Annotated in this window: 22 protein-coding genes and 2 pseudogenes; 23 read left to right on the forward strand and 1 reads right to left on the reverse strand. The window is 72.1% G+C overall.

Annotation, left to right across the window (positions count from 1 at the left end; translation table 11 throughout):
- Positions 1-12: 12 nt before the first annotated feature.
- Entirely contained in the window at positions 13-1,464 is a 1,452-nt protein-coding gene (locus ACTWPP_RS32135) for a penicillin-binding transpeptidase domain-containing protein (RefSeq protein WP_443108141.1), read from the forward strand.
- Positions 1,465-1,517: 53 nt separating this feature from the next.
- Here ACTWPP_RS32135 and ACTWPP_RS32140 read toward each other — a convergent pair whose 3' ends face one another.
- Positions 1,518-2,135 carry a dihydrofolate reductase family protein gene (locus ACTWPP_RS32140; RefSeq protein WP_443108142.1) on the reverse strand — a complete coding sequence of 206 codons (618 nt, stop codon included), beginning with the start codon at positions 2,133-2,135 and terminating at the stop codon, positions 1,518-1,520.
- A gap of 57 nt (positions 2,136-2,192) precedes the next feature.
- Here ACTWPP_RS32140 and ACTWPP_RS32145 point away from each other — a divergent pair, with 57 nt between their 5' ends.
- From ACTWPP_RS32145 to trmD, 22 genes and pseudogenes are all read left to right on the forward strand, one after another.
- Positions 2,193-4,934: a LuxR C-terminal-related transcriptional regulator gene (locus ACTWPP_RS32145; RefSeq protein ID WP_443108143.1), complete on the forward strand. Its 2,742-nt coding sequence runs from the start codon at positions 2,193-2,195 to the stop codon at positions 4,932-4,934.
- Between the two features lie 69 nt (positions 4,935-5,003).
- A complete protein-coding gene (coaD, locus tag ACTWPP_RS32150) occupies positions 5,004-5,486 on the forward strand; it encodes a pantetheine-phosphate adenylyltransferase (RefSeq protein ID WP_443108144.1) in 483 nt (160 codons plus the stop codon).
- A 93-nt stretch (positions 5,487-5,579) separates the two neighbouring features.
- Positions 5,580-6,227, forward strand: a complete 648-nt coding sequence (locus tag ACTWPP_RS32155; RefSeq protein WP_443108145.1) for a YceD family protein — start codon at positions 5,580-5,582, stop codon at positions 6,225-6,227.
- A 1-nt stretch (position 6,228) separates the two neighbouring features.
- Entirely contained in the window at positions 6,229-6,408 is a 180-nt protein-coding gene (gene rpmF, locus ACTWPP_RS32160) for a 50S ribosomal protein L32 (RefSeq protein WP_358451043.1), read from the forward strand.
- 354 nt (positions 6,409-6,762) lie between these two features.
- The gene (gene rnc / locus ACTWPP_RS32165; RefSeq protein WP_443108146.1) at positions 6,763-7,587 is read left to right on the forward strand and encodes a ribonuclease III; all 825 of its coding nucleotides are present in this window, start codon (positions 6,763-6,765) and stop codon (positions 7,585-7,587) included.
- A complete protein-coding gene (gene mutM / locus ACTWPP_RS32170; RefSeq protein ID WP_443108147.1) occupies positions 7,580-8,482 on the forward strand; it encodes a bifunctional DNA-formamidopyrimidine glycosylase/DNA-(apurinic or apyrimidinic site) lyase in 903 nt (300 codons plus the stop codon). The genes rnc and mutM overlap by 8 nt, the downstream gene beginning before the upstream one ends.
- A 34-nt stretch (positions 8,483-8,516) precedes the next feature.
- Complete coding sequence (locus ACTWPP_RS32175; RefSeq protein WP_443108148.1) at positions 8,517-8,822, forward strand: acylphosphatase; 306 nt, start codon at positions 8,517-8,519, stop codon at positions 8,820-8,822.
- 178 nt (positions 8,823-9,000) lie between these two features.
- Entirely contained in the window at positions 9,001-9,198 is a 198-nt protein-coding gene (locus ACTWPP_RS32180) for a hypothetical protein (RefSeq protein ID WP_083946295.1), read from the forward strand.
- A gap of 723 nt (positions 9,199-9,921) precedes the next feature.
- Positions 9,922-13,578, forward strand: coding sequence for a chromosome segregation protein SMC (smc, locus tag ACTWPP_RS32185; RefSeq protein WP_443108149.1), 3,657 nt, complete (start codon positions 9,922-9,924; stop codon positions 13,576-13,578).
- 325 nt (positions 13,579-13,903) lie between these two features.
- On the forward strand, positions 13,904-14,311 hold the full coding sequence (locus ACTWPP_RS32190; RefSeq protein WP_443108150.1) for a globin domain-containing protein: 408 nt from the start codon (positions 13,904-13,906) through the stop codon (positions 14,309-14,311).
- Positions 14,312-14,333: 22 nt separating this feature from the next.
- Positions 14,334-15,521 (forward strand): globin domain-containing protein, encoded by a 1,188-nt coding sequence (locus tag ACTWPP_RS32195; protein WP_443108151.1) that lies wholly within the window; start codon positions 14,334-14,336, stop codon positions 15,519-15,521.
- Positions 15,522-15,526: 5 nt separating this feature from the next.
- Positions 15,527-16,201, forward strand: a complete 675-nt coding sequence (locus ACTWPP_RS32200; RefSeq protein ID WP_443108152.1) for a DivIVA domain-containing protein — start codon at positions 15,527-15,529, stop codon at positions 16,199-16,201.
- A gap of 96 nt (positions 16,202-16,297) precedes the next feature.
- Positions 16,298-17,452 carry a signal recognition particle-docking protein FtsY gene (gene ftsY, locus ACTWPP_RS32205; protein WP_443108153.1) on the forward strand — a complete coding sequence of 385 codons (1,155 nt, stop codon included), beginning with the start codon at positions 16,298-16,300 and terminating at the stop codon, positions 17,450-17,452.
- A gap of 169 nt (positions 17,453-17,621) precedes the next feature.
- A complete protein-coding gene (locus ACTWPP_RS32210; protein WP_443108154.1) occupies positions 17,622-18,992 on the forward strand; it encodes an ammonium transporter in 1,371 nt (456 codons plus the stop codon).
- 2 nt (positions 18,993-18,994) lie between these two features.
- On the forward strand, positions 18,995-19,333 hold the full coding sequence (locus ACTWPP_RS32215; protein ID WP_443108155.1) for a P-II family nitrogen regulator: 339 nt from the start codon (positions 18,995-18,997) through the stop codon (positions 19,331-19,333).
- Positions 19,334-19,402: 69 nt separating this feature from the next.
- On the forward strand, positions 19,403-21,943 hold the full coding sequence (locus tag ACTWPP_RS32220) for an ACT domain-containing protein (RefSeq protein WP_443108156.1): 2,541 nt from the start codon (positions 19,403-19,405) through the stop codon (positions 21,941-21,943).
- 258 nt (positions 21,944-22,201) lie between these two features.
- The gene (gene ffh / locus ACTWPP_RS32225; protein WP_443108157.1) at positions 22,202-23,785 is read left to right on the forward strand and encodes a signal recognition particle protein; all 1,584 of its coding nucleotides are present in this window, start codon (positions 22,202-22,204) and stop codon (positions 23,783-23,785) included.
- 247 nt (positions 23,786-24,032) lie between these two features.
- Entirely contained in the window at positions 24,033-24,479 is a 447-nt protein-coding gene (gene rpsP / locus ACTWPP_RS32230; RefSeq protein WP_443108158.1) for a 30S ribosomal protein S16, read from the forward strand.
- Positions 24,480-24,481: 2 nt separating this feature from the next.
- Positions 24,482-24,724, forward strand: a complete 243-nt coding sequence (locus tag ACTWPP_RS32235; RefSeq protein ID WP_021598307.1) for an RNA-binding protein — start codon at positions 24,482-24,484, stop codon at positions 24,722-24,724.
- 11 nt (positions 24,725-24,735) lie between these two features.
- Positions 24,736-25,248, forward strand: a complete 513-nt coding sequence (gene rimM, locus ACTWPP_RS32240) for a ribosome maturation factor RimM (protein WP_443108159.1) — start codon at positions 24,736-24,738, stop codon at positions 25,246-25,248.
- Positions 25,245-25,481: pseudogene (locus ACTWPP_RS32245) on the forward strand (tRNA (guanosine(37)-N1)-methyltransferase TrmD); the annotation flags it as partial. The gene rimM and the pseudogene ACTWPP_RS32245, both read left to right, overlap by 4 nt.
- 450 nt (positions 25,482-25,931) lie before the next feature.
- A pseudogene (gene trmD / locus ACTWPP_RS32250) lies at positions 25,932-26,477 on the forward strand (tRNA (guanine(37)-N(1))-methyltransferase); the annotation flags it as partial.
- Between the last annotated feature and the right edge of the window lie 70 nt (positions 26,478-26,547).

The following is a 26,547-nucleotide window of genomic DNA, read 5'->3' on the forward strand; positions in this document are numbered from 1 at the left end:
AAGGGCACGCGCATGAAACCCGGGATCGACCGCGCGTTGGCAGGTACCTGGGTCGTCACCCTGGTCATGATCATCGGGCTGATGGTGAACGTCACCTACGTGCAGGGATTCGAGGCCCAGGAGCTGCGGGACGCCCCCCTCAACGCCCGCCGGCTCGACGACCGATTCAAGATCGACCGCGGGCCCATCGTGGCGGACGGCGAGCGCCTCGCCTGGTCGGAGAAGATCGACGACGAGCGCTACCGGCGCCGGTACGCGGACGGCCCGGTCTTCGCGCCGGTCACCGGCTACTTCTCCGTGTTCTCCCAGACCGGCCTGGAGGACGCCGCGAACCACTTCCTGGACGGGACCGACGACCGGCTCGCCACGTCCAACCTCATCGACAAGCTCCTCGGGAAGCACGTTCCGGGCGGGACAGTCGAGGCCACCGTCGACGTCGGGGCGCAGCGCGCCGCCTACGACGCGCTCAAGGGCGCCGGCGCGCGGCGGGCCGCGGCCGTCGTCCTCGACGCCGGCACGGGCGCGGTCCTGGTGATGGCGTCCACGCCGGCCTACGACCCGAACGAGGTGTCGACGCTCGACCGCGAGGAGGCGAAGGCGGCGTTCGAGCGGCTCAACGACCAGGAGCTCAAGCCGCTGCTCAACAAGGCCACCAGGGAGCTGTTCCCGCCCGGCTCCTCGTTCAAGACCGTGGTCGCCGCCGCCGCGCTGGAGGCCGGGGCGAGCAAGGACACCGAGGTCAGGGCGGGACGCAGCTACAAACCGCCGGGCGCCGGGCAGGCGATCAACAACGACGCCGGCGACATCGGCGGGGCGTGCGATCTGAGCCGGATCCCGCTGATCGAGGCGTACGCGCAGTCGTGCAACACCACGTTCGCCTACATGGGCGCGGAGGAGCCCGGCAGCGACGCCGTCCATGAGAAGGCCGCCGAATTCGGGTTCGGCGACCGGATCGAGTACGCGGACGGCCTGCTGAGCGCGGCCAGCTCCTTCCCGCGGACCGATGAGCCGGCGCTCGGCGCGCTCGGCTCCATCGGGCAGGGCAGCACGGTCGCCACGCCGCTGCAGATGGCCATGGTCGCCGCCGGGGTCCTCAACGACGGGGTGGTCATGCAGCCGCATCTCGTCGACAAGCTGCGCGCCCCGGGCGGCCGGACGGTGGACGACATCTCGCCGGGACGGATGTCCCGGGCCATGACGTCCGAGCGGGCGGAGCAGATGCGGGACATGATGGAGGCCGTCGTGGAGAGGGGCACCGCCGAGTCCCTGCAGGGCACGTCCATCCTCGGCGGCAAGACGGGGACCGCCGACGTCACCGGCGCCCCCTACAACGACCGCTGGTTCATCGGCTTCGGCCCGCGCGAGGACCCGAAGTACGCGGTCGCGGTGATGACCGAGGCGCCCGGCTACGGCATCGAGTCCGGCCCGATCGCCGCCAGGATCGTCGACGCGCTGGCCGACTGAGGCCGCGCCGGGCCGGAACGCGGCCGAGTGCGTCCCGGCCCCGCCGCCGGGGGTCAGTCCCCGGCCTGGATCCGGTCGTAGACCAGGCAGATCGCGCCCGTCTCGGCCGTGGACAGGTCGGTCAGCGACCATGAGGACGAAGGGAAGCCGTCCTCGAAGAGGCGGGCACCGCCGCCGACGAGTTCGGGGCACTGGGTGATCTGCAGCCGGTCGACCTCGTCCGCCTCGATCAGCGCCCGGATGAGGCTGCTGCTGGAAAGGACGACGATGTCGCCGCCGTCCTGCTCGCGCAGCCGCCTGACCTCGTCCACCGGGCCGGCGCCGGCGATCCGGGAGTTCTGCCACGGCGCTTCGGTGAGCGTGGTGGAGAAGACGACCTTCTCGACCGCGTCGAGCCACCGGGCGAGTTCACGGTCGCGGGGCTCGGCGGCCTCGTCTCCGGCGACGGCCGGCCAGTAGCCGCCGAAGCCCTCGTAGTTCTTGCGGCCCATCAGGGCGGTCGTGGCCGAGTTCGTCATCCGTACCATGAGGTCGCGAGGCGCGTCCGTGACGGCGTGGGGCGCGATCCACCCCATGTCGTACTCGCCGCCGCGCCCGTGGATACGGCCGTCGAGGGAGAGGGAGATGTTGGCGACGACCCGCCGGCCCTGGGGCTGGGTGTTGTGCGTCATGTCCGGTCCTTTCGCTGGTGACGCCCCGGTGGCGTCGGCCGGGTCCAGCGTGTCGCCGTGGCGTGGCCGGAACATCTGCCACCTGGCCGATATGCGCGGGGCGGCCGGCTGATGGGCGGGGGACCGTCCGCGACGGCCGGCCTCCACCACGTCCCGCCCGAGCTGTCGTCGTTCGTCGGCCGGGCCGCGGACCTCGCGGCGATCGGCGACCGGGTGACGGCGGGACGGGTCCTGTCCCTGGTCGGCCCGGGAGGCTGCGGGAAGACCCGGCTGGCGATCCGCGCCTGCCGCGCCCAGGCCCCGTCCTGGCCGGACGGGATCTTCTGGGTGGGGCTGGAGCACGAATCCGGCGGAGAACTCGTCGTCCACCGGATGGCCGAGGCGCTGGGGATCCCGCTGCCCGAGGGGACGGACCCGGTCGCGGCGCTCGCGCAGGGCCTCCGGGATCGCCGGCTGCTGCTGGTGGCCGACAACTGCGAGCACGTCCTGGACGACTCGGCCCGCGCGATCTCGGCGATCATGGCGCGCTGCCCGGGCGTCGCGGTCCTGGCCACCAGCCGGGCCACGCTCGGTGTGGAGGGCGAACGGGTGTGGCGCGTCCCGCCCATGGACCTGCCCGACGCGCAGGCGCTGTTCCTGGAGCGTGCCCGGGCCAACGACCCGGACGCGCGGACCGGTGAGGAGGCGCGCGCCGGAGCCAGGCGCGTCTGCGACCGGCTGGACCGCCTGCCCCTGGCCCTGGAACTGGCGGCCGGATGGGCGGGAACGCTGTCGCCCGCGCAGATCGCCGACTCGCTGAGCGACCCGTACCTGCTGCTGGACGGGGGTGCGCGGACGGCGGCGTTCCGGCAGCAGACGCTCGAAGGGTCGATGCGGTGGAGCCATCGCCTGCTCGACGACGACGAGCGGGTCCTGTTCCGCCGGCTCGGCGTGTTCGAGCCGGGCTTCTCCTCCGACGCCGTCGCGGGCCTGGCCGCGCTGGGCGGCCCGGCGGGCGGGCGCCCGCTGAAGGCGTTGCGCGGCCTGATCGACAAGTCCCTGGTCGTGGCCGACACGACGGGGACGGTGGCCAGGTACCGGATGCTCGGGGTCGTCCGCGCCTACGCGCTGGCCCGGCTGGAGGAGGCGCGGGAGACCGAACTCGCCCGGGACCGGCACCTGGACCTCCAGCTGTCGCTGGCGGACGACCTGGCGCCGCTGCTGGAGACCGACAAGGACCTGTGGCGGGCGCGCGTCGGCGCCGAGTACGCCAACGTGCGCGCCGCCATCGAATGGGGACTGTCGCGCGACGACCCGGCGCGCGGCAGGAGGCTGGCCGCGTCGATGGCGTGGCTGTGGCACCTGGAGGGCCGGGGCAGCGAAGGGGTGCGGCTGCTCCGCCTGGCGGCCGAACGGGGCGGCGGCGAACGGAGCCCCCTGCAGGCGGAGGTGCTGGTGGCGCAGGCGCTGGTGGCCGACACGGCCCTGCCGGGCGCCGACGCGTACGAGACGGTGCGGGCGGCCCGGGAGATGGCGGACGAGACCGGCGCGCCCGCGGCCGGCAGGCTGGCCGCCTCGATCGCAGCCATCGGGCTGCTGGCCTCGGACCTCGGCGCGGCGCGCGAGGAGGCCGTGCGGGTCCGGGACGAGGCCGTGCGGGAGGGCGACGGGTTCGTCGCGGACTCCTCGCAGGCACTGGCCGGCCTGGTCCACCTGCTGCGCGACGAGTACGCCGAGGCGATCGATCATCTGGAGAGCGCCCTGGACGGGCTCCTGCGACGCGGCGACCGGGGCGTGGCGTCCTCCGCGCTGAGCTGGCTCGCGCTGGCCGCCGCGCGGTCGGGCGATCTGAAACGCGCGGACGATGTCGCCGGACGGGCCGTGGAGACGGCCGAGCCCTTGCGCGACTTCCACCGGATCGGTGTGGCCCGCTGCACGCTGGCCGAGGTCCGCGCACTCCAGGGACGGATCGAGGACGCCGTCGACGCCCTCGCGCCGATCGGCCGCCTCGTGGCCGGATCCGACGAACCGGTCTACATCCCGGGATGGGAGCGCACCAACGCCGTCCTGGCCCTCGGACAAGGCCGCCCGCGTGAAGCGGTGCGATGGTGCCGCCGGGACGAACAGCTCACCCCCGAGACCCGGCTGGTGCTGGCGACCGCCCTGCGAGAAGCCGGCGACGCGGCTGCCGCCGCAGACCTCCTCCGGGTCCTGGCGGACTCGCCCCTGACACCCGGCATGCCGCGCATCCATGCGGCGGTGCTGGAGCAGCAGGCGCTGCTGGCCCAGGCCACCGACACCGAACGCGCGCTCGACCTGTGCCACGAGGCTCTGCGGATCAACGTCGACAACGGCCTCGTCCTCGGATGCGTCGGATGCCTGGAGTCACTGACCGTCCTGAACCGGCGGCGCGGCATGGCCGAGGCCGCCGCCGTCCTCGCCGGCGCCGTGGAACGGGCCTGGTCACAGGCCGGCGCCGACCGGCGCCCGTCCACCGGCGAACTGAGCGCGGGGCTGGACGAAACGGCCGTGGCACGGGGGCGGTCGATGGACCTGAAGGACGCGGCCGCCTACGCCGCCCGCTCGCGGGGGCCGCGCCGCCGGCCGGACTCCGGGTGGGAGAGCCTCACGCCCACCGAACGGTCCGTCGTCGAACTCGCCGTGCGGGGACTGTCCAATCCCGAGATCGCCGCGCGGCTGTTCATGAGCCGCGGCACCGTCAAGACCCACCTGGCGCACGTCTACGCCAAGCTCGGCGTCGCCAACCGCACCGAACTGGCCCGCCTGGCGGCCTCCCGCGCCCCGGACGAGCCCGGGTGAAAGCGGGCCGAATACGATTTGGTACGTTCGCGCCGCAGGTCAGAAACCGGGACCGAAGGGGTTCGCGTCGTGCGCAGAGTCGTCTGTCCGGGATCGTTCGACCCCGTGACCAATGGGCACCTTGACATCATCAGCCGCGCCTCCCGTCTCTATGACGAGGTGGTCGTCGCCGTGCTGATCAACAAGAACAAGAAGAGCCTGTTCACCGTCGACGAACGCGCCGGCATGATCTCCGCCGTCACCAAGGAGTACGGCAACGTCAAGGTGGACACGTTCTACGGGCTCACCGTCGACTACTGCAAAGAGCAGGACATCCCGGTGATCGTCCGCGGGCTCCGGGCCGTCAGCGACTACGAGTACGAACTGCAGATGGCCCAGATGAACCACCGCATCGCCGGCGTGGAGACGCTCTTCATGGCGACGAACCCCGAGTACGCGTTCCTTTCGTCAAGCCTGATGAAAGAGGTCGTGAAATTCGGCGGTGACATCTCCGGACTCGTCCCCGACATCGTGCACGACCGGCTGGTGGACCGGCTCCGGCAGGACCAGTGACGGCCCGGCCCTGGTGAGGGCGCCGCGAGTTGGGGCAATCGCCGGGTCTTCGGTACCCTGGGACATCGGCCATCACCCGCGGCCGTCATTCTCATGCCTCACGAAAGCAGGAAGCCACTGACACGCCTCGACCCCAACGCCCCACTCGTGCTCGACACCCGAGCGCTGGGCAGGCAACCCGGGTCGTCGCGGGAGGAGCACCTGTCCGTGCCGGCACCGGAGAATTTCGGCGTCGAGATGGTGGGCGTCCCCGAGGGCGCCGCGATCGAGCTGGACATCCGGCTCGAAGCGGTACTCGAAGGGGTGCTCGTCACCGGCACGGCGGCGGTCCCCCTCCGGGGGGAGTGCTCCCGCTGCCTCGACCCGATCGCCTCGACCTTCGAGGCGGACTTCCAGGAACTCTTCGTCTACGACGACACCCGCTCCGGCGGGAACGCCGGCGACGAGGAACTCCGCCTCGAGGGCGATCTGATCGACCTCGAACCCGTCCTGCGGGACGCGGTGGTGCTCGCGCTGCCGCTGTCCCCGCTGTGCCGGGAGGACTGTCCGGGCCTGTGCCCGGACTGCGGTGTACGGCTGGCGGACGCCGAACCCGGCCACCGCCACGACGTCGCCGACCCCCGATGGGCGGCGCTGCAGGACATCGCCGGCGACCTGGCGCCGGCTCCCCCCGGCCGGGGGGACGGGAGCTCAGGCCCCCGTGGTTCATCCGACCGACGAGAAGGAAAGCAGGAGGGCTGACGTGGCCGTCCCCAAGCGGAAGAAGTCGCGCAGCAACACGCGGCACCGGCGTGCGCAGTGGAAGACCGCGGCGCCGAACCTGGTCGAGTGCCCGACGTGCCGCGACCACAAACTGCCCCACACCGCCTGCGCGACGTGCGGCACCTACGACCGGCGGCAGGTCATCACCCCGTCGTCCTGAGTGAACACCTTTCATCCTCGGTCGCCGGCACCTGGTGACGGCTCCGGCGGCAGGCCGGATGAAAAACCTTCGGTCTTCTCGCATCCTGGGGGGCGGATCCGCGCGGACGGCGCGGCCCGCCCCCCGCGATGCGGCAGGACAGGCACCCCGACCACCCCGGCGCGTGACGTCGGCGTGGTGACCGGCGCGGAGACTGCGCCCGGAGCCGTGGTGCACGCCGGGATCACCGACCGGCGCGCACCTCGTCTTCGCGGACCTTCCCCGCCGAGCGTCCTCGCCGTCCCGGCCGCCCCGGCCGCGCGCCACAGACGCGACCGCGCCCTGCGCGCGGTGCACGGCCCGCGAGGAGGGCTTGTGAGCGGCAAGAAAAGCGACCCCGCGCCGGATCGCGCGGAACTCAGCGGCGCGCTCGGCGTCGACGTGGAAGACGAACTGCTCGAACGCGCACTCACCCACCGTTCCTACGCCTACGAGAACGGCGGGCTGCCCACCAACGAGCGCCTGGAGTTCCTCGGCGACTCCGTGCTCGGGCTCGTCGTCACCGACACCCTGTTCCGGGGCCACCCCGACCTGCCCGAGGGGCAGCTGGCCAAGCTGCGCGCCGCCGTGGTCAACATGCGGGCCCTCGCGGGCGTCGCGCGGGGCCTCGGCGTCGGCGCCCACATCCGGCTCGGCCGCGGCGAAGAGGGCACCGGAGGGCGCGACAAAGCGTCGATACTGGCCGACACGCTGGAGGCGCTGATCGGCGCGGTCTACCTCGACCGCGGCCTGGACGAGGCGTCCGCCCTGGTGCACCGGCTCTTCGACGGGCTGATCACCCGTTCGGCGGGCCTCGGCGCCGGCCTGGACTGGAAGACCTCGCTGCAGGAGCTCACCGCGGTCGAGGAACTCGGCGTCCCCGAGTACCACGTCGCCGAGAGCGGCCCCGACCACCAGAAGACGTTCCGCGCCACGGTCCGGGTCGGCGGGGCGACCTACGGGGCCGGTGAGGGCCGCAGCAAGAAAGAGGCCGAGCAGCACGCCGCCGAGGCCGCCTGGAACGAGATCCGCCGGATCGTCGTGGAGCGCGAGGCCGAGCAGGCCGGGCAGGCGCAGGAGACCGGGCAGGCGCAGGAGACCGGGCGGGCACAGGAGGCCGGTCAGCGGCAGGCCGGTCAGGCGGCCCAGGCCGGTGCCTGAGCTTCCCGAGGTCGAGGTCGTCCGGCGCGGCCTGGACCGCTGGACGGCCGGCCGCGCGATCGCGTCCGCCGAGGTGCTGCACCCGCGGTCGGTGCGCCGCCACGAGCCCGGCCCGGCCGACTTCGCCGGGCGTCTCGCCGGCCGCACCGTCCTGACGCCCCGCCGGCGCGGCAAGTACATGTGGCTGCCGCTGAGCGCGGACGACGGCGAAGCGCCGGGGGAGGCGATGCTGGCCCACCTCGGGATGAGCGGCCAGCTGCTCGTCGGCGAGCCGGACCGGGAACGCGAGAAACATCTGCGGGTCCGGATCGGCTTCGACGACGGCGGCCACGACCTGCGCTTCGTCGACCAGCGCACGTTCGGGCATCTCATGGTCGCCGACCTGGTGCCGGACGTGATCGGCGGATCGGACGGCCCCGGGCTCGTCCCGGAGCCGATCTTGCACATCGCCGCCGACCCGCTGGAGGACGCCTTCGACGCCGAGACGTTCTTCCGCGCCCTCCGCCGCCGCAGAACCGGGATCAAACGGGCCCTGCTCGACCAGTCGCTGATCAGCGGGGTCGGCAACATCTACGCCGACGAGGCGCTGTGGCGGGCCAGGCTGCACTGGGCGCGGCCCACCGAGACGATGACGCGGGCGGAGGCCGCGGGCGTCCTGGAGGCCGCTCAGGAGGTCATGGGGGCGGCCCTGGCCGTCGGCGGCACATCGTTCGACAGCCTGTACGTCAACGTGAACGGCGAGAGCGGCTACTTCGAACGGTCCCTGGACGCCTACGGGCGGCGCGACGAACCGTGCCGCCGCTGCGGCACGCCGATCCGCCGCGACGAGTTCATGAACCGCTCGTCCTACAGTTGCCCCGTGTGCCAGCCGCGTCCCCGCCGGGCACGGTGCTAGGGCGACCGGAGTCACGATCGGGATGGGGGACGCGATGGACGGTGATGAGGAGATCGTCCGGCTGACGGCCTGGGTGCGCGGCCACGTCCAAGGGGTCGGTTTCCGCTGGTGGGTGCGGGCACGGGCGCTCGAACTCGGCCTCGCCGGCAGCGCCACCAACCTCGCCGACGGCCGCGTCGAGGTCGTCGCCGAAGGCCCCCGGCGGAAATGCCGGCGGCTCCTGGACCTGCTGGACGGCGACGCGCCCGCCGGCCTGCCCGGACGCCCCGGCAAGGTGACGGGCGTGACCGGCCGCTGGAGCGAGCCGCGCGGCGAGGGCTCCGGTTTCCACGAGCGCTGACCGGGTAGGGGGTTCCGGTTTATACCTGCTAAACTAGTAGAGGAAGGTTGTTACCGGCCTGTGATGTGCGTCTTGACCAGGACACCGGCCGGTGCGACTCTAGACGATACGCGCACCGACTTCAGCTGATTCTCGTGCGCGATCCCTGCTGGTTACTCAGCGTGGAGGACCCTTAGTCATGGCGAAGGCTCTACTCGGCCACGTCGGCGGTCCCGACCCCCGGATGGTCGCGGAGATGCGGCGCCTTCAGCAGCGCGTACGTGATCTGGAAGCCGAGCTCGTACGGCTTCAGGCAGAGAACGACGCGCTCGCGACGGCGCCGGACGACGATGTGATGTCCCTTGCGGTGAAGGACCGTGAACCGGCGCTGACCTGATCGGCGCCTTTCTCAAGGTGGACAGGGACGCCACGACCTGGCGTCCCTTGTTTATTGCAGTTCCCTTGGCGCCGGGCCCTGGAGGGCCCTCCTTCGGCGGGAACTGCTATGCGATCGCTGCATCGCTTCGGCTCGCTGCGCGATCAGATCCTTGCTTCGCTCGGATCTGCCTTCGGACGCGATCGCGATTGTCGAGGTTGTCGCGTGGTTGCGGCGACGGCTGATGTCGGTGCCTACTCCCTCCTTCCGGGGTGATCTCCTCCTTCGGGCGTGATCGCCGCGGTTCGGGTTGACGCGTGGTCGCCGTGGCTGATGTGGGTGTCCGGCCCCTCCTTCGTCCGTGATCGCGAGGGAGTTCAAGTCGTTGCGTGGTTGTGGTGATGGGTGGTGTGGGTGTTTGAGTGGGGCAGGCCCCCGGCGCCGGCCCGGTGCCACTGTGTGTGACGGCTGAAAAGGGGGCCTGGGCGGGGCCCGGGTGTACCCTCGTGCTGGTGTATGGGGAACGGTCTGGATTCGGTCAAACCTTGTTACGCGTTCTGCCTGTCCGAATCTGATGGCATCTGAAGCAATCGGTGGCATTTGGGGCATCCGGTGGTTCATGACCGCCGTGACCCGAAACCATGGCGCCGACCGCGCGTCCCGTGCCCGAGTCGACCTCGGCCGTTGTATAACGAACACGGCTGCCCGGCCATCGCCTAGTCACCCCAGGAGGACGGCGGACGCGTGTACCTGAAGAATTTGACGCTGCGCGGCTTCAAGTCCTTCGCGTCCTCCACCACGCTGAAGTTCGAGCCGGGCATCACCGCCGTCGTCGGGCCGAACGGGTCGGGCAAGTCCAACGTCGTCGACGCGCTGGCCTGGGTGATGGGGGAGCAGGGCGCCAAGTCGCTGCGCGGCGGCAAGATGGAGGACGTCATCTTCGCCGGCACCGCCAGCCGGGCGCCGCTCGGCCGGGCCGAGGTCGTGCTGACGATCGACAACTCCGACGGCGCGCTGCCGATCGACTACACCGAGGTCACGATCAGCCGGCTGATGTTCCGGTCCGGCAGCAGCGAGTACGCGATCAACGGGGACTCGTGCCGGCTCCTCGACATCCAGGAGCTGCTGTCCGACTCGGGCATCGGCCGCGAGATGCACGTCATCATCGGGCAGGGGCAGCTCGACCGCGTCCTGCACTCGGGCCCCGAGGGGCGCCGTGCGGTGATCGAAGAGGCGGCCGGTGTTCTGAAGCACCGCAAGCGCAAGGAGAAGGCGCTCCGCAAGCTGGACGCGATGCAGGGGAACCTGACCCGCGTCCAGGACCTCACCGGCGAGCTGCGGCGGCAGCTGAAGCCACTGGGGAGGCAGGCGGAGATCGCGCGCAAGGCCGCCGTCATCCAGGCCGACCTGCGTGACGCCCGGCTGCGGCTGCTGGCCGATGATCTGGTCACCCTGCGGACGAGGCTTGAGCAGGAGGCGGCCGACGAGGCCGCCGTCCGGGAGCGCCGCACCGAGACGGAGCGGGCGCTGAACGAGGCGCAGGAACGTGAGGGCGTGCTGGAGGCCGAGGAGGCCGAGCAGGCGCCCGAGCTCGCGCTCGTGCAGGACACGTGGTTCCGGCTGTCGGCGCTGAAGGAGCGGCTGCGCGGCGTCGCCGATCTTGCGGCCGAGCGGCATCGCAACGCCGCCGCGGCGCGTGAAGAGGAGCGGCGGGGGCGCGATCCCGAGGACATGGAACGCGAGGCCGCCGAGATCCGTGAGCAGGAGGAGATGCTCCGGGAGGCGCTGGAGGGGGCGCAGGACGGGCTCTCCGCCGCCGTCGAGGAGCGGTCGCGCGCCGAGGACGCCCTGGCCGCCGAGGAGCGGCGGTTGCAGGCCGCCGCGCGTGCCGCCGCCGACCGGCGGGAGGAGCTGGCTCGGCTGCGGGGACGGGTCGAGGCGCTGCGCAGCAAGGCGGCGGCCGGACGCTCGGAGATCGGGCGGCTCGCCGAGGCGCGGGAGGAGGCCGGGCAGCGCGCCGAGTCCGCGCGGGCCGAGTTCGAGGCGTTCGAGGCCGAGGTCGTGGAGGACCCGGAGCTGGCCGCCGAGCACGATGTGGCCCAGGAGGCGCTCGCCACCGCCAAGGACGCCGCCGAGGCGGCGCGCGCGGCGGTGGAGGGTCCGCGGCGGGCGTTGAAGGAGGCCCGGTCGGCGGTGGGTTCCGCACGGTCCGCGGATCAGGCCGCGCAGAAGAGGGTCACGGCGTTGCAGGCCCGGATCGAGGCCCTCAACCTGACGCTGGCCAGCGCCGCCGATGGCGGGGAGGCCCTTCTCGCAGCGGGGGCGGACGGTTCGCTGGAGGGTGTCCTCGGGACGGTCGCGTCGCTTCTGAACGTCCGCCCCGGGTATGAGACCGCGATCGCGGCCGCGCTCGGCAACGCGGCCGAGGCCATCGCCGTCGGCTCGCTGGACACGGCCGAGGCCGCCTTGACGCTGTTGCGTTCCCGGGATGCCGGACGTGCCGGGCTGCTCATCGGCGGGGGAGCGGTCGCGGCGGGCGGGCGGCTTCCCGGCGTCGACTATGCGGTCGACGCTGTGACGGTGCCGGATGCCGTGCGTCCTGCGGTCGAGCACCTTCTACGCGGCGTTGCCGTGGTGGACGATGTTCCGTCCGCCGCCGGGCTCGTTCGCAGGGAGCCCTCTCTGCGGGCCGTCACCCGTGACGGGGAGCTTGTCGGCGCGCACTGGGCCCAGGGCGGCGCAGCGGGCGGCAGGCAGAGTCTCCTGCAGATGCGCGCGACGCTCGATGAGGCCACCGAGGATCTGGCGGCGGCAGAGACGGCGGCGGGTGTCGCGGCCGATGACCTCACGGCGTCCATAGAGCGGGAGCAGGCGGCGCAGACGGCGGTGGAAGCCGCTGAAGCGGCCGCTAACGAGACCCAGTCAGGGGTCAACCAGGCGCAGGCAGAGCTTGACCGTGTCCGCGCGCGCTTGCGTGAGTTCGACGCGCAGGCCGCTCAGGAGGCCCAGCGCGCCGCCCGCCTGGAGGCCGACGTCCGCGCCGCGCAGGGCGAGGCGGAGCGGCTGACCAAGGCGCTCGACGCGGCGAACGAGTCGCTGGAACGCGATGCCGAGGCGGCCGACGAACTGGCGATGCGGCTCGCCGAGTCGGAGGAGGCCGCGGAGGTCGCCGAGGAGGCGGGCGACGACACTCAGGCCCGCGACGAGCTGAACGCCCGCTGCCAGGAACTGCGCAGCACCGAAATGGAGTCGCGGCTGACGGTCCGGACCGCCGAGGAACGCGTCCAGGCCATCTCCGGCCGCGCCGACGCGCTCGAACGCGGTGCCCGCCGCGAGCGCGAGGAACGCGCCCGCGCCGCCCAGCGCCGCGCCCGCCGCGAGGAGCAGGCCAGGGTCGCCAAGGCCGTCCACCGGGGCGCCAGGACGGCCCTGGACCGCATCGAGCACTCCCTGGCCGCGGCCGTGCGGCGGCGGGAGGCGGCCGAACAGGCCAAGGCCGCCCGCGAGGCCGAGCTGAAGGTCGTGCGGACCCAGGTCCGCGAGCTGTCGGGGACGCTCGAACGCCTGGTCAACGTCGTGCACGGCAACGAGGTCGCCCGCGCCGAGCAGCGGCTCCGGCTGGAGCAGTACGAGCAGCGGGCGCTGGACGAGTTCGGCCTGGAGGTCGAGTCGCTGGTGTCGGAGTACGGGCCGGACCAGCTCGTCCCGCCCGATCTCGACAAGGGAGAGGACGCGCGGCCCGTCCCGTACGACAGGGCCGTGCAGGAGAAGCGCGCCAAGTCCGCCGAGCGGCAGCTCAACCAGCTCGGCAAGGTGAACCCGCTCGCGCTGGAGGAGTTCGCCGCGCTGGAGGAACGGCACGCGTTCCTGACCTCCCAGCTGGAGGACCTGAAGAAGACCCAGCGGGAGCTGCTCGGCCTCGTCAAGGAGGTGGACGAGCGCGTCCAGCAGGTGTTCGGCACCGCCTACGACGACACCGCCCGCGAGTTCGAGCGGATCTTCGCGCGGCTGTTCCCCGGCGGGGAGGGCAGCCTGTCGCTCACCGAGCCGGGCGACATGCTCGCCACCGGCGTCGAGGTCGCGGCCCGCCCGCCCGGCAAGAAGGTCAAGCGGCTGTCGCTGCTGTCGGGCGGCGAGCGGTCCCTGGTCGCGATCGCCTTCCTCGTCGCCGTGTTCAAGGCACGCCCGTCGCCGTTCTACGTCCTGGACGAGGTCGAGGCCGCGCTGGACGACACCAACACGCAGCGGCTTCTCACCGTGTTCGAGGAGCTGCGGGAGGCGTCCCAGCTGATCGTGATCACCCACCAGAAGCGGACCATGGAGGGCGCCGACGCCCTCTACGGTGTCAGCATGCGCGGCGACGGCGTCACCCAGGTGGTCAGCCAGCGGCTGCGCGACTGACGGTTTGTGCGTGAAATTTCATATAACAGCAATATCAGTCACCCTTTCTTTGGAACGTTACATCGCCCAGTGCTCCGCATTTCGGACGGGTCGCGAGATGTGGTCTTCCCGATTTTCGGGCTCCAATAACTGCTTGGTCACGGCGCATTCGCGCCGGTGGCGGGGAAGCGGCGCGACCGCCGTGCACCGACCGTGACGCCGTGACAACGCTGGCGGACTTGTGCGGGTCGGACCCATCCACTACCCATATGCACCGTTGGTTCTCCGGCTTCCCTCACCGGCCAAACCCCGCCCGGTACGGAGAACCGCCCGGAAGGTGGCGCCCGTGGACCCGCAGAAACTCAAAGACAATTTCGCCCTCGTGGGCACGAACGGCGTCGACGTCGCCGAATATTTCTATGCCGACCTTTTCGCGCGGGAACCGCAGCTCAGGTCGATGTTCCCGGCGGCGATGACCAAGCAGCACGAGGTCCTGCTCGCCGCGCTCTCCCAGATCGTCTCGACCGTCGACGACACCGAGGCGCTCGTCCCGTTCCTGCGGGACCTCGGCCGGCGGCACCAGGGCTTCGGGGTGCTCGGCGACCACTACGCCCCCGTGGGCGCCAGCCTCCTGGCCACCCTCGCCCACTTCAGCGGCCCCGAATGGAACGAGGACCTCGAACGTGACTGGACGGCCGCCTACGGCCTCGTCGCCAAGGTCATGACGGAGGCCGCGTCCGAGCCCGTCTCCTGATCCGGCCGTCACCTGATCTGACATGGACGCTCAGCGCCTGAAGGACAGCTTCGACCACGTCGCCGGACAAGGCGACCAGGTCGCCCTGTTCTTCTACTCCGACCTCTTCGTCCGCAACCCCCACCTGCGCGACATGTTCCCGATCGGGATGAGCGCCCAGCGCGACAAGCTGCTGCGCGCCCTCGGGCACATCGTCTCCCAGGTCGACGACCTGCCCGCCCTCGTCCCGTTCCTCCAGCAGCTCGGCCGCGACCACCGCAGGTTCGGGATCGTCGCCGAGCACTACCCGCACGTCGGCGCCAGCCTCCTCGCCACCCTGCGGCACTTCTGCGGAGCGTCCTGGACCGACGACGTCGAGCGCGACTGGAACGCCGCCTACAGCCTGGTCGCCAAGGTCATGCTGGAGGCCGCCGACGAGAACGCCCTCACCAGCCCCGCCTGGTGGAACGGCCAGGTCATCGGCGTCGAGCGGCGCCGATTCGACATCAGCGTCCTGCGCGTCCAGCCCGACCGGCCGCTGCCCTACCGGCCCGGCCAGTCGGTCGCGCTGGAGGTGCCGTCCCGGCTGCGGCACTGGCGCTACTACTCGATGGCCAACGCCCCCCGCCCCGACCACACCGTCGACTTCCATGTCCGCCTCGTCGACGGCGGCCCGGTGAGCCCCGTGCTGGTGCGCGGCATCGACACCGGCGACCGGGTCCGCATGGGCGCCCCCGTCGGCACGCTCACGCTGGACGAGGCGTCCGGACGGGACGTCCTGCTCGTCGCGGGCAGCACCGGCCTGGCCCCGCTCAAGGCGATCCTGGAGCAGATCTCACGCCGCACCGCCCCTCCGCGCGTGCACCTGTTCTTCGGCGCCCGCACCAGGGACGGCCTGTACGACCTGGAAGACCTGACCAAACTCGCCGGCGAGTTCCGCTGGCTGACCGTCGTGCCCGCCGTGTCGGACGAGTCCGGCGGCCACGGCTTCTCCGCCCTGCTCCGGTCAGGGCTCCCCTCGGGGCTCCAGCCGGGACTCCACGCGGACGACGGCGACGTCGAGCACGGAAATCTGGCGGACGTGGTGGCCGGGCACGGCCCATGGGACGGCCACGACGCCTATGTGTGCGGGCCGTCCGCGATGGTCGGGCACACGGTCGAGCAGCTCGCGCGGATCGGCGTCGCCCGCGACCGCATCCGGCTGGAAACCTTCGCAGACGCACAGAGGTGAGCGCGTTGAACTCCCCGAACCTTCCCGTCGTCTCCGAGGGCACGCGGCTGACCCCCGGCGAACTGCAGTCGGTCGTCTTCGCCCGGGCCGCCCTCGGCCGCCGCGGATACGACGAGGAGCAGGTCCGCAACTTCCTGGCGTACGTCGAGCGGGAACTCGTGCAGATCTTCAGCGACAAGGCGGCCCTCGCCGACGAGGTCAACCGGCTGCGCGCCCAGGCGGCCAAGGGCACGCCCGGCGTGATGGCGCCCGAGGACGCCCACTTCCAGGCCGTCCGGATCCTGTCGCAGGCCCAGCAGACCGCCGACCTGTACGTCGCGGACGCCGAGCGCTACACCCGCGAACTCGCCCACGAGGCCAGGCTGCACCGGGAGGCGATCCTGACCGACGCCAAGGGACGCGCCGAGCACATGCTGGAGGACGCCCACCGCAAGGCCGCCGCGGTCGCCGACGCCGCCGTCCGCAACGCCGAACAGGCCGCGCCGCCGCCCGTCGTCCGCCAGGAGGCCCTCCTGGCCGACGAGCGCCGCGCCATGGAGCGCGAGATCGCCTACCTGCGCACCTACAGCGACGTCTACCGCACCCACCTCCGCTCCTACCTGGAGGCCCTTTTGCGGAACGTTGACGAGTGGGAGAACTCGGAAAACGCGTCATTGCCGGCCTCCTGGCCAACACAATGACCAGATCGCCCTAGGACCGGGTCCGAACCTTCGGCGACACGGGGTTCAGGGGGTCGCGCCCCTGGGTGGGCACCATCTGGAAAACTGGGGGGCGCTATGGAATATCTGATCGTCATCGCCGCGCTGGCCGCGGTCGCACTGATCGTCGGCGGCGTCATGCTGCTGCGGCCCCGCCGCGGCCGGCCGCGGCCGCCCGCCGAACGGCCCACGGAAGGGGCGGGGGGCGCGACCGCCGTCGACGAGGCGGAGGGCGGCGCCGCCACCATTGAGAAGGCGCCGCCGACGGAGGTGCCCCCGCCGCGGCCCACGGTCGAGATCGAGAAGCCGCCGCCCGGGGCGGGCCGGCTGGTCCGGCTGCGCGCCCGCCTCGCCCGCTCCCAGAACACCTTCGGCAAGACCCTCCTCGTGCTGCTGTCGCGCGAGACGCTCGACGACGACGCCTGGGAGGAGATCGAGGACACCCTGATCACCGCCGACATGGGCGCCGCCGTGGCCCGCCAGGTCACCGACGACCTGCGGACCCGCGTCCAGGTCCTCGGCACCCGCAGCCCGGACGAGGTCCGCGAGCTGCTGAAGCAGGAACTCGTCAAGCAGATCGGCCCGGATCTGGACCGCTCCCTGCAGACCGAGACGCCCGGGGACCGTCCCGCCGTCATGATGGTCGTGGGCGTCAACGGCACCGGCAAGACCACCACCTGCGGCAAGCTCGGCCGCGTCCTCGTCGGCGACGGCAAGACCGTGCTCCTCGGCGCCGCCGACACCTTCCGCGCCGCCGCCGCCGACCAGCTGGAGACCTGGGGCAACCGGGTCGGGGCGCAGGTCGTCCGCAGGGAGGAGGGCGCCGACCCCGCCAGCGTCGCGTTCGACGCCGTCAAGCAGGGCATCGACACCAAGGTCAACGTGGTGATCGTCGACACCGCGGGCCGGCTGCACACCAAGACCGGGCTGATGGACGAGCTGGGCAAGGTCAAGCGCGTCGTGGAGAAGCAGGCCACGGTCGACGAGGTGCTGCTGGTCCTGGACGCCACGACCGGGCAGAACGGCATGCAGCAGGCCCGCGTCTTCGCCGAGGTCGTCAACATCACCGGCATCGCGCTGACCAAGCTGGACGGCACCGCGAAGGGCGGAATCGTCGTCCAGGTGCAGCGCGAGCTGGGCGTCCCGGTCAAGCTCGTCGGGCTCGGCGAGGGACCGGACGATCTGGCTCCGTTCGAGCCCGAGGCCTTTGTGGACGCGATCCTGGGGGACTGAGAAAAGGTCCAATATCGCCTGAATACGGCATGTGAGGTTTTGGAAACACCGGCGAAACACACCGGGGTCGGTTTTCACACCGCGGAAACGTAGGAGCCCCTCAGGTGAAACGGCCGCGCCAGAGTCTCTGAGCAGTCACGTTCCCCGGCGAGGAGGGACTCTCTCAGAGATGAAGATCGATAGCGGTAACACCGCGTGGATCCTGACGAGCACGGCGCTCGTTCTGCTGATGACACCGGGCCTGGCCTTCTTCTACGGAGGCATGAGCCGGGCCAAAAGCGTCCTCAACATGATGATGATGAGCTTCGTCAGCATCGCCGTCGTCGGCATGGCGTGGGTCGTCTACGGCTGGTCCCTCGCCTTCACCTCAGGCGGCGGGCTCAGCTCGTTCATCGGCGGGTTCGGCGAATGGGGACTCGTCGGCCTGGAGACCGCCGCCACCGCCGACGACGGCACCGGCATCCCGCAACTGGTGTTCGTGGCCTTCCAGGCGACGTTCGCCATCATCACCGTCGCGCTCATCAGCGGCGCCGTCGCGGACCGTGCCAAATTCGGGGCCTGGGTCGTGTTCACCCTGGCCTGGGTGACGCTCGTCTACTTCCCGATCGCGCACTGGGTCTGGTGGTCGGACGGCGAAGAGGGCGGCCAGGCCGGCTGGATCTTCGAACTCGGCGCCCTCGACTTCGCGGGCGGCACCGTCGTCCACATCAACGCCGGCGTCGCGGCGCTCGCCCTGGTGATCGTCCTCGGTAAGCGCAGGGGCTGGCCGAAAGAGCCGATGCGCCCGCACAACCTGCCGTTCGTCCTGCTCGGCGCCGGCCTGCTGTGGTTCGGCTGGTTCGGCTTCAACGCCGGCTCCGCCGTGGCCGCCAACGAACTCGCCGGCGTCGCGTTCATCAACACGCTCGCCGCGACCTGCGGCGCCGCGTTCGCCTGGATCGTCGTCGAGAAACTGCGGGACGGCTCGTCCACCACGCTCGGCCTCGCCTCCGGCATCGTCGCCGGCCTCGTCGCCATCACCCCGGCCTGCGCGTTCGTCACCCCGCTCGGCGCCATCGTCATCGGCCTCGTCGCCGGCGCGGTGTGCGCCTTCGCGGTCAGCCTCAAGTACAAGCTCGGGTACGACGACGCGCTCGACGTGGTCGGCGTCCACATGGTCGGCGGCATCGTCGGCGCCCTGCTGATCGGCTTCCTGGCCACCACCGCCGTGAACGACGGCGGCGCCGACGGGCTGTTCGCCGGCGGCGGCCTGTCGCTGCTCGGCAAGCAGGCCGTGGCCGTCCTGGCGACCCTCGCCTACTCGTTCGTCGTCACCTACCTGATCGCCAAGCTCATCGACCTGGTCATGGGCTTCCGCATCAGCGAGGACGACGAGGCCGCCGGAATCGACAGCACCGCCCACGCGGAGACCGCCTACGACTTCGGCACCATCCGGACGGGCGGCGGCGCCGGTGCGACCCTGGCGGCGGCCGCCGCGCCCGCTCCGGTACAGGAGGACGCGGCGGAGACCGAGGGCGCGGCCAAGAAGGTGGAGGCGTAGGGATGAAGCTCATCACGGCGGTCATCAAGCCGTTCAAGCTCGACGAGGTCAAAAAGGCCCTGGAGACCTTCGGGGTCAAGGGCCTGACCGTCAGCGAGGCCAGCGGCTACGGCCGGCAGAAGGGCCACACCGGGGTCTACCGGGGCGCCGAGTACCAGGTCGACCTGGTGCCCAAGCTGCGCGTCGAGGTCCTCGTCGAATCCGAGGACGCCGACGACATCATCGACGTGATCGTCAAGGCGGCCCGCACCGACAAGATCGGCGACGGCAAGGTGTGGGCCGTCCCGGTCGACACCGTCGTCCGCGTCCGCACCGGCGAGACCGGCCCCGAAGCCCTCTGAGGCACCCCGGTGACCCTCGCCGCCCCATCCCCCGGAGACCGCCCGGGCCGCCCCGGCCCCGGGACGCCCGTGGGAACGGCCGACACGGCCCGCGCCGCCCTCGCGGCGGCGCGGGCCGCACGCGCCGCGGAACTGGACCGCTGGCTGGGCTCGCTCCTCGCGGACCGCCACGTCCCCGCCGGCGTGGCGCTCGTCGCGGTCGGCAGCCACGCCCGCCGCGAGCTGACGCCCGGCGGCGACCTCGACCTCGTGCTCCTGCACCGCGGCCACGCGGACGTCGCCGGCATCGCCGACCGGGTCTGGTACCCGATCTGGGACTCCGGGCTCCGCCTCGACCACTCCGTCCGCACCGTCCACCAGGCCCGCACCGTGGCGCGCGGCGACATGAAGGCCGCCCTCGGGCTCCTGTCGGCCCGCCGGATCGCGGGCGACCACACGCTCACCGACGAACTGCGCACCGCCGTCCTCACCGACTGGCGTGCCGACGCCCCCGTCCGGCTCGCCGAACTGTCGGCGATGTGCCGCGAACGCTGGGACGCCCAAGGCGAACTCGCGTTCCTCCAGGAACCCGACCTGAAGGAGGCGCGCGGCGGCCTGCGCGATGTCCACGTCATGCACGCCGTCGCCGCGTCCTGGGTGGCGTCCGCCCCCAGCGCCCGGGTCCGGGCGGCCCACGACCTGCTGCTCGACGTCCGGCACGCCCTGCACGAGGTCACCGGACGGTCCACCGACCGCCTCGTCCTCCAGGAACACGAGTCGGTCGCCCGCGCCCTCGGCCTGCTGGACGCGAACGTCCTGCAACGCTCGATCGCGGAGGCGGCTCGCACGGTCACCTACGCGGCCACCCACCTGTGGCGCCGCGTCGACCGCTTCACCACGTCCCAGAGACGCCCCACCCAACCCCGAACAACACCCGGCTCACCGTCACCTGGCTCACCGTCACCTGGCTCACGGTCACCCGGTTCAACGTCCGCTGGTTCACCGTCGCTTGGTTCACCGTCGCACGGTCCGGGGTCGGCTGATCCGGGGTCGGCTGGTTCATTCACGGCTGGGCCGGCTTCCCTTGCGGCGTCGGGCGGTTCGGCGTCGCGTGGGGCCCACTCGCGCGGTCCGGCCTCGCCCGGACCGGTGGCGCGTGGTTCGGCCTCGCGTGGGGTGGACCGGGGCGGTGTCGAGCGGCGGCCGGTCGGGGACGGCGCCGTCGAGCACGAGGGCGAGGTCGTCCTGGCGCGGAAGGCCGACCTGAACGACCCCGCGCTCGTGCTCCGCGTCGCCGCGGCCGCCGCCCAGGCGGGTCTGCCGATCGCTCCCGCCACGGTCGCCCGGCTCGCCGAGCGCGCCGTCCTGCCGCGGACGCCGTGGCCCGCCGACGCGCGCGACGCCCTCGTGTCCCTGCTCGGCGCCGGGCCCGCCGCCATCGGCGTCTGGGAGGCCCTCGACCAGGCCGGGCTGATCGTCCGGCTGCTGCCCGACTGGGAACACGTCCGCAACCGCCCCCAGCGCAACCCCGTGCACCGCTTCACCGTGGACCGCCACCTCGTGGAGGCCGCCGCGGGAGCCGCCGCCCTCACCCGCGAGGTCGCCCGGCCCGACCTCCTGCTCGTCGGCGCCCTCCTGCACGACATCGGCAAAGGCCGGCCCGGCGACCACTCCGAAGCCGGCGCCGTCGTCGCCCGCGACATCGGCGCCCGCCTCGGCTTCCCCGACGACGACGTCCGCGTCCTGGAGACGCTCGTCCGCCACCACCTGCTCCTCCCCGAGACCGCCACCCGCCGCGACCTCGACGACCCGGTGACCGTCCAGACCGTCACCGCCGCCGTCTCGCGGGTGCCCGGCCGCGAACGGGAGATCATCGACCTTCTCGCCGCCCTCGCGATCGCCGACGGCAACGCCACCGGACCCGCCGCCTGGGGCACCTGGAAGGCCGGCCTCGTCGCCGAACTCGCCCGCCGCGCCGCCGCCGCGCTGTCCGGCGGAACACCGCCGCCCGTCCCCGCCCTCGGCCCCGACCGGCTGGCCCTCGCCCGCCACGACGGCGCCGCCGTCCGCGTCACCGGCTCCCGCATCACCATCGCCGCCCCGGACCGTCCCGGCCTCCTGTGGCGCGCCGCCGGCGTCCTGGCCCTGCACCGCCTGGCCGTGAAGACGGCCCGCACGATCTCCTCCCCGGAAGGTTCCGGGGAGACGGCCGTGCTGGACTTCACGGCCGTGCCCGAGTACGGGACGCCGCCGGATCCGGCGGGCCTGGAGGCGGATCTCCGCCGGATGCTCGCGGACCGGCTCGACGTCGCCGACCGCCTCGAACGGCGGGCCCGGTCGGCGCGGGTGCGCCCGGGCGTGACGGTCCCCCCGCCCCGGGTGATGATCGTGGACGACGCGTCCCGCACCGCCACCGTCGTCGAGGTGCGCGCTCACGACCGGCCCGGGCTGCTCTGGCGGATCGGGCAGACCCTGGGCGCGTGCGGCCTGCGGGTCCGCGCGGCGCAGGTCGACACTCTCGGCGCCGAGGCCGTGGACGTCTTCTACGTGGTGGACGAGCGGGGCCGCCCACTCGACGACCCCGCCACCCTGGACGCCGTCCGCACCCAAATCCTCACCTCCCTCTCCTGACCCCGCCCGCCGTGCGGCTCGTGAGTGCGGCCGGGGGCCTGCACGTGCGCCTTTGTGCAGGTGCATCGGCTGCCATGGGCCTGCGGTGCGGGCTTCACGCGCGCCCCGGCGACGGTCGTGCCGGAGCCGGAAAGGGGGTGGCGGACGGCATCGCCGGGAGGGCGTCCGGAACGGGCTCGGCGAGAGGGGTGGGGCTTGGCCGGTGACCCGATACGCTGATAGGCGATCCCAGACGCTTTCCAAGGACGGTCCAGACACGTGTTCGAGACGCTCTCCGACCGGTTGACGACGGTCTTTTCGTCGCTGCGCAGCAAGGGCCGGCTCTCCGAGGCCGACATCGACGCCACGGCCCGCGAGATCCGGATCGCGCTGCTCGAGGCCGACGTCGCGCTGCCCGTGGTCAAGGACTTCATCGCGCGGGTCAAGGAGCGGGCGCGGGGCTCGGAGGTCTCGCAGGCGCTGAACCCGGCACAGCAGGTCGTCAAGATCGTCAACGAGGAGCTCATCAACATCCTCGGCGGCGAGACCCGCCGGATCAGGCTGGCCAAGACCCCGCCCTCCGTGATCATGCTCGCGGGGCTGCAGGGCTCCGGCAAGACCACCCTCGCGGGCAAACTGGCCCGGTGGCTGAAGCAGGAGGGCCACGCGCCGATGCTCGTGGCCGCCGACCTGCAGCGTCCCAACGCCGTCCAGCAGCTCGAGGTCGTCGGCGAGCGGGCCGGCGTGCCGGTGTTCGCGCCCGAGCCGGGCAGCGGCGTCGGCGACCCGGTGGACGTGGCGCGCCGGTCGCTCGACCAGGCCCGGCACGCCCTCCATGACGTCGTCGTCATCGACACCGCGGGACGTCTCGGCATCGACACCGAGATGATGCAGCAGGCCATCGACATCCGGGACGCCGTCAACCCCGACGACGTCCTGTTCGTCGTCGACGCCATGGTCGGCCAGGACGCGGTCAACACCGCCCAGGCGTTCATGGACGGGGTCGGCTTCGACGGCGTCGTCCTCACCAAGCTCGACGGCGACGCCCGCGGCGGTGCGGCGCTCTCGGTCCGGCACGTCACCGGCCGGCCGATCATGTTCGCCTCGACGGGCGAGAAGCTCGAGGACTTCAGCGTCTTCCACCCGGACCGCATGGCGGGCCGGATCCTCGACATGGGCGACATCCTCACCCTGATCGAGCAGGCCGAGCAGGCGTTCGACGCCGAGCAGGCCGAGAAGATGTCCACCAAGTTCGCCTCGGGCGAGGACTTCACCCTCGAGGACTTCCTCGAGCAGATGATGATGATCCGCAAGCTCGGCCCGATCGGCAACCTGCTCGGCATGATGCCGGGCATGGGGCAGGTCCGCGATCAGGTCAGCCAGATCGACGACAAGGACCTGGACCGCATCGCCGCGATCATCCGCTCGATGACCCCCCAGGAACGCTCCCAGCCCAAGATCATCAACGGTTCGCGGCGGGCCCGCATCGCGCGCGGTTCGGGCGTCGGCGTCGGCGAGGTCAACAGCCTGGTCACCCGGTTCTTCGACGCGCAGAAGATGATGCGCCAGATGGCCGGCGGGATGGGCATTCCCGGCATGCCCGGCGGACGGAAGAAGGCGACCAAGGCGGCGAAGGCGTCCAAGAACAAAAAGGGCAAGCAGCGCAGCGGTGACCCGCGCAAACGCGCCGCCGGCAAGGACCGCCAGGACGACCAGCAGCCCGCGGCCGACGGCATGCCCCAGGGCCTGCCACCCGGTCTCGGCGGTGGTCAGGGCGGGCTTCCTCCCGGCCTCGGCGGCCAGCTCCCGCCCGGCCTCCAGATGCCCGACCTGAACAAGCTCCAAGGCCGAAAGAAGAAGTGACCGCGCATTCGTCCGGGCGATGACGTCCGGACGATGGCGAGCGGGCCCGCCGGGTCCCGGACACGGCATCGCGCGATTGCGCTTTTACCGCCATCGTCTGGCAGAATGACTTGCTGGAAACCCCGGAGTCGTGAGGCGCCCTCTCTCGTCCTGCGCGGCCGGAGTCCATCGGGCGGCCGTAGGCCGGTGTTCCCCACCTGGCGCGGGCCCGCCCACCCTGTAAAGAAGTCTGGAGTACACCACACCCGTGGCAGTCAAGATCAAGCTCAAGCGTCTGGGGAAGATCCGGAACCCGCAGTACCGGATCATCGTCGCCGATGCCCGCACCAAGCGTGACGGGCGCGCCATCGAGGAGATCGGGCTCTACCAGCCCAAGCAGGAGCCGTCGCTCATCAAGATCGACTCCGAGCGCGCGCAGTACTGGCTCGGCGTCGGTGCGCAGCCGACCGAGCCCGTCCTCAACCTGCTGAAGATCACCGGCGACTGGCAGAAGTTCAAGGGCGAGCCGGGCGCCGAGGGCACCCTGAAGGTCGCCGAGCCGAAGGCCGACAAGAAGGCCGCGTTCGAGGCCGCCGTCAAGGAGTCGCTCGGCGACGAGCCCGCCGCGCCCGCGACCAAGGGCAAGAAGAAGGCCGAGCCGAAGAAGTCCGAGGCGAAGGCCGCCGAGACCACCGAAGCTAAGAGCGAGGGCTGACAGTGCTCGAAGAAGCGCTCGAGCACCTGGTCCGCGGGATCGTGGAGAACCCGGACGATGTCCGGGTCCGCGCCCGCCGGATCAGGGGCGGCCGGGTCCTCGAGGTGCGCGTGCACCCCGAGGACCTCGGGAAGGTCATCGGCCGCAGCGGTCGTACCGCCAAGGCCCTGCGCACCGTGATCAGTGCCCTGTCCGGGGGCCGGTATGTGCGCGTTGACCTGCTCGACGTCAACGAGGTCCGCTGAGTGGCGTTCCGATGAGCGAACCGCTCGTGGTGGGACGGATCGGGCGGCCGCACGGGATCCGCGGTGAGGTCGCCGTCGATGTCCGCACGGACGAACCGGAGTCCCGGTTCGTCGCGGGCACGCAGATCCTCACCGATCCCGCGGCCACCGGCCCCCTCACCATCGAGCGCGTCCGCTGGCATTCGGGACGCCTGCTCGTGCGCTTCGCCGGGATCGGCGACCGCGACGCCGCGGATGAACTGCGCGGCACCTGGCTGGTCGTCGACCCCGGTGACATCCCCCCGTCCGCCGACCCGGACGACTTCCACGACCAGGAACTGATCGGCCTCGCCGTCGTCACCGCGGACGGCGCCGACGTCGGCCAGGTCGCCGACGTCCTGCACCACGGCCAGGACCTCCTGGTCGTCCGCGGGGCCGCCGGCGAGAAGCTGGTCCCGTTCGTGGCGGCGCTGGTCCCCGAGGTGGACGTCCCCGGGGGGCGGCTCGTGATCGACCCGCCCCCCGGACTGCTCGACCCATCATGAGACTCGACATCATCACGATCTTCCCCGAGTACTTCGCCGCCCTGGACATCTCCCTCCTCGGCAAGGCACGCCGGACCGGACTGCTGGACGTGCACGTCCACGACCTGCGCGACTGGACCCACGACCGGCACCGCACCGTCGACGACACCCCGTACGGCGGCGGCCCCGGCATGGTCATGAAGCCCGACCCCTGGGGCGAAGCCCTCGACACCATCGTCCCGCCACCATCAGCTCCGGACGCCTCCGGCGCCGAAGCGCACCCGGGCCCCTCTGGCGAGCTCCCAACAGCCCCACCGCCCCCCGCCCCGACGTCTTTGCGCCCACAGTCCTCCGGCCCACCGACTTCGGACTCACCGCCCTCCGGCGCGGCGTCCTCGGCCCCCCCGCCCCCTGGCGCGACGCCCTCGCACCCACCGTCCGCGGGCACGCTGCCCTCAGGCCCGATGTCCTCAGTGGCGGCTTCTCCCGGCCCACGATCCCCGGATTCGGCGTCCTCTGACCCACAATCCTCAAAGCCGCCCCCCTCCGGCCCGCCGTCCCCTCATTCCGCGCCCTACGGTGCGGCGTCTTCGGCGTTGAACGCCCCTGGAACAGGACCTTCTGAGGCGGTTTCCGCCGGGTCGGTGACAGGCCAGTCGACGACCGGCCAGACGGCCCCGGGACCGGGGTCGCCCGGGATGGTGCCGCGGCTGATCATTCCCACGCCGAGCGGGCGGCCGTTCACCCAGGCCGACGCGGTCCGGTACGCCGCCGAACCCTGGCTGGTCTTCGCCTGCGGCCGCTACGAAGGCATCGACACCCGTGTCGCGGAGGAGGCCCGCACCCGGATGCCCGTGGACGAGGTCAGCCTCGGCGACTTCGTGCTCGCCGGCGGAGAGGTGGCCGTCCTCGTCATGGTCGAGGCGATCGGCCGTCTCCTGCCCGGCGTCCTCGGCAACGCCGACTCGGTCGCCGACGACTCCTTCGCGCCCGGCGCCATGGAATCGCTGCTGGAGGGCCCCGTCTACACCAAGCCCCCGGTCTGGCGTGAACGTCCCGTCCCGGACGTCCTCCTGTCCGGACATCACGGCGCGATCGCCCGCTGGCGGCGCGACGAGGCGCTCCGCCGCACCGCGCGGCACCGTCCCGAACTGCTCGCCCGCCTCGACCCGGAGGACCTCGACAAGCGGGACCGCGCCGTGCTGCGCGAGGCCGGTTTTCCGGTTGACGGCGAAGGTATGGCAGACTAAAGCGTCCGTGCGTCCAGATCGCACGGCACCCCACGACCACTTTCCGCGGCGCGACGCCCCCACCGAAGAT

Source organism: Actinomadura sp. 3N407, from assembly GCF_052245875.1.
GTDB lineage: Bacteria > Actinomycetota > Actinomycetes > Streptosporangiales > Streptosporangiaceae > Spirillospora.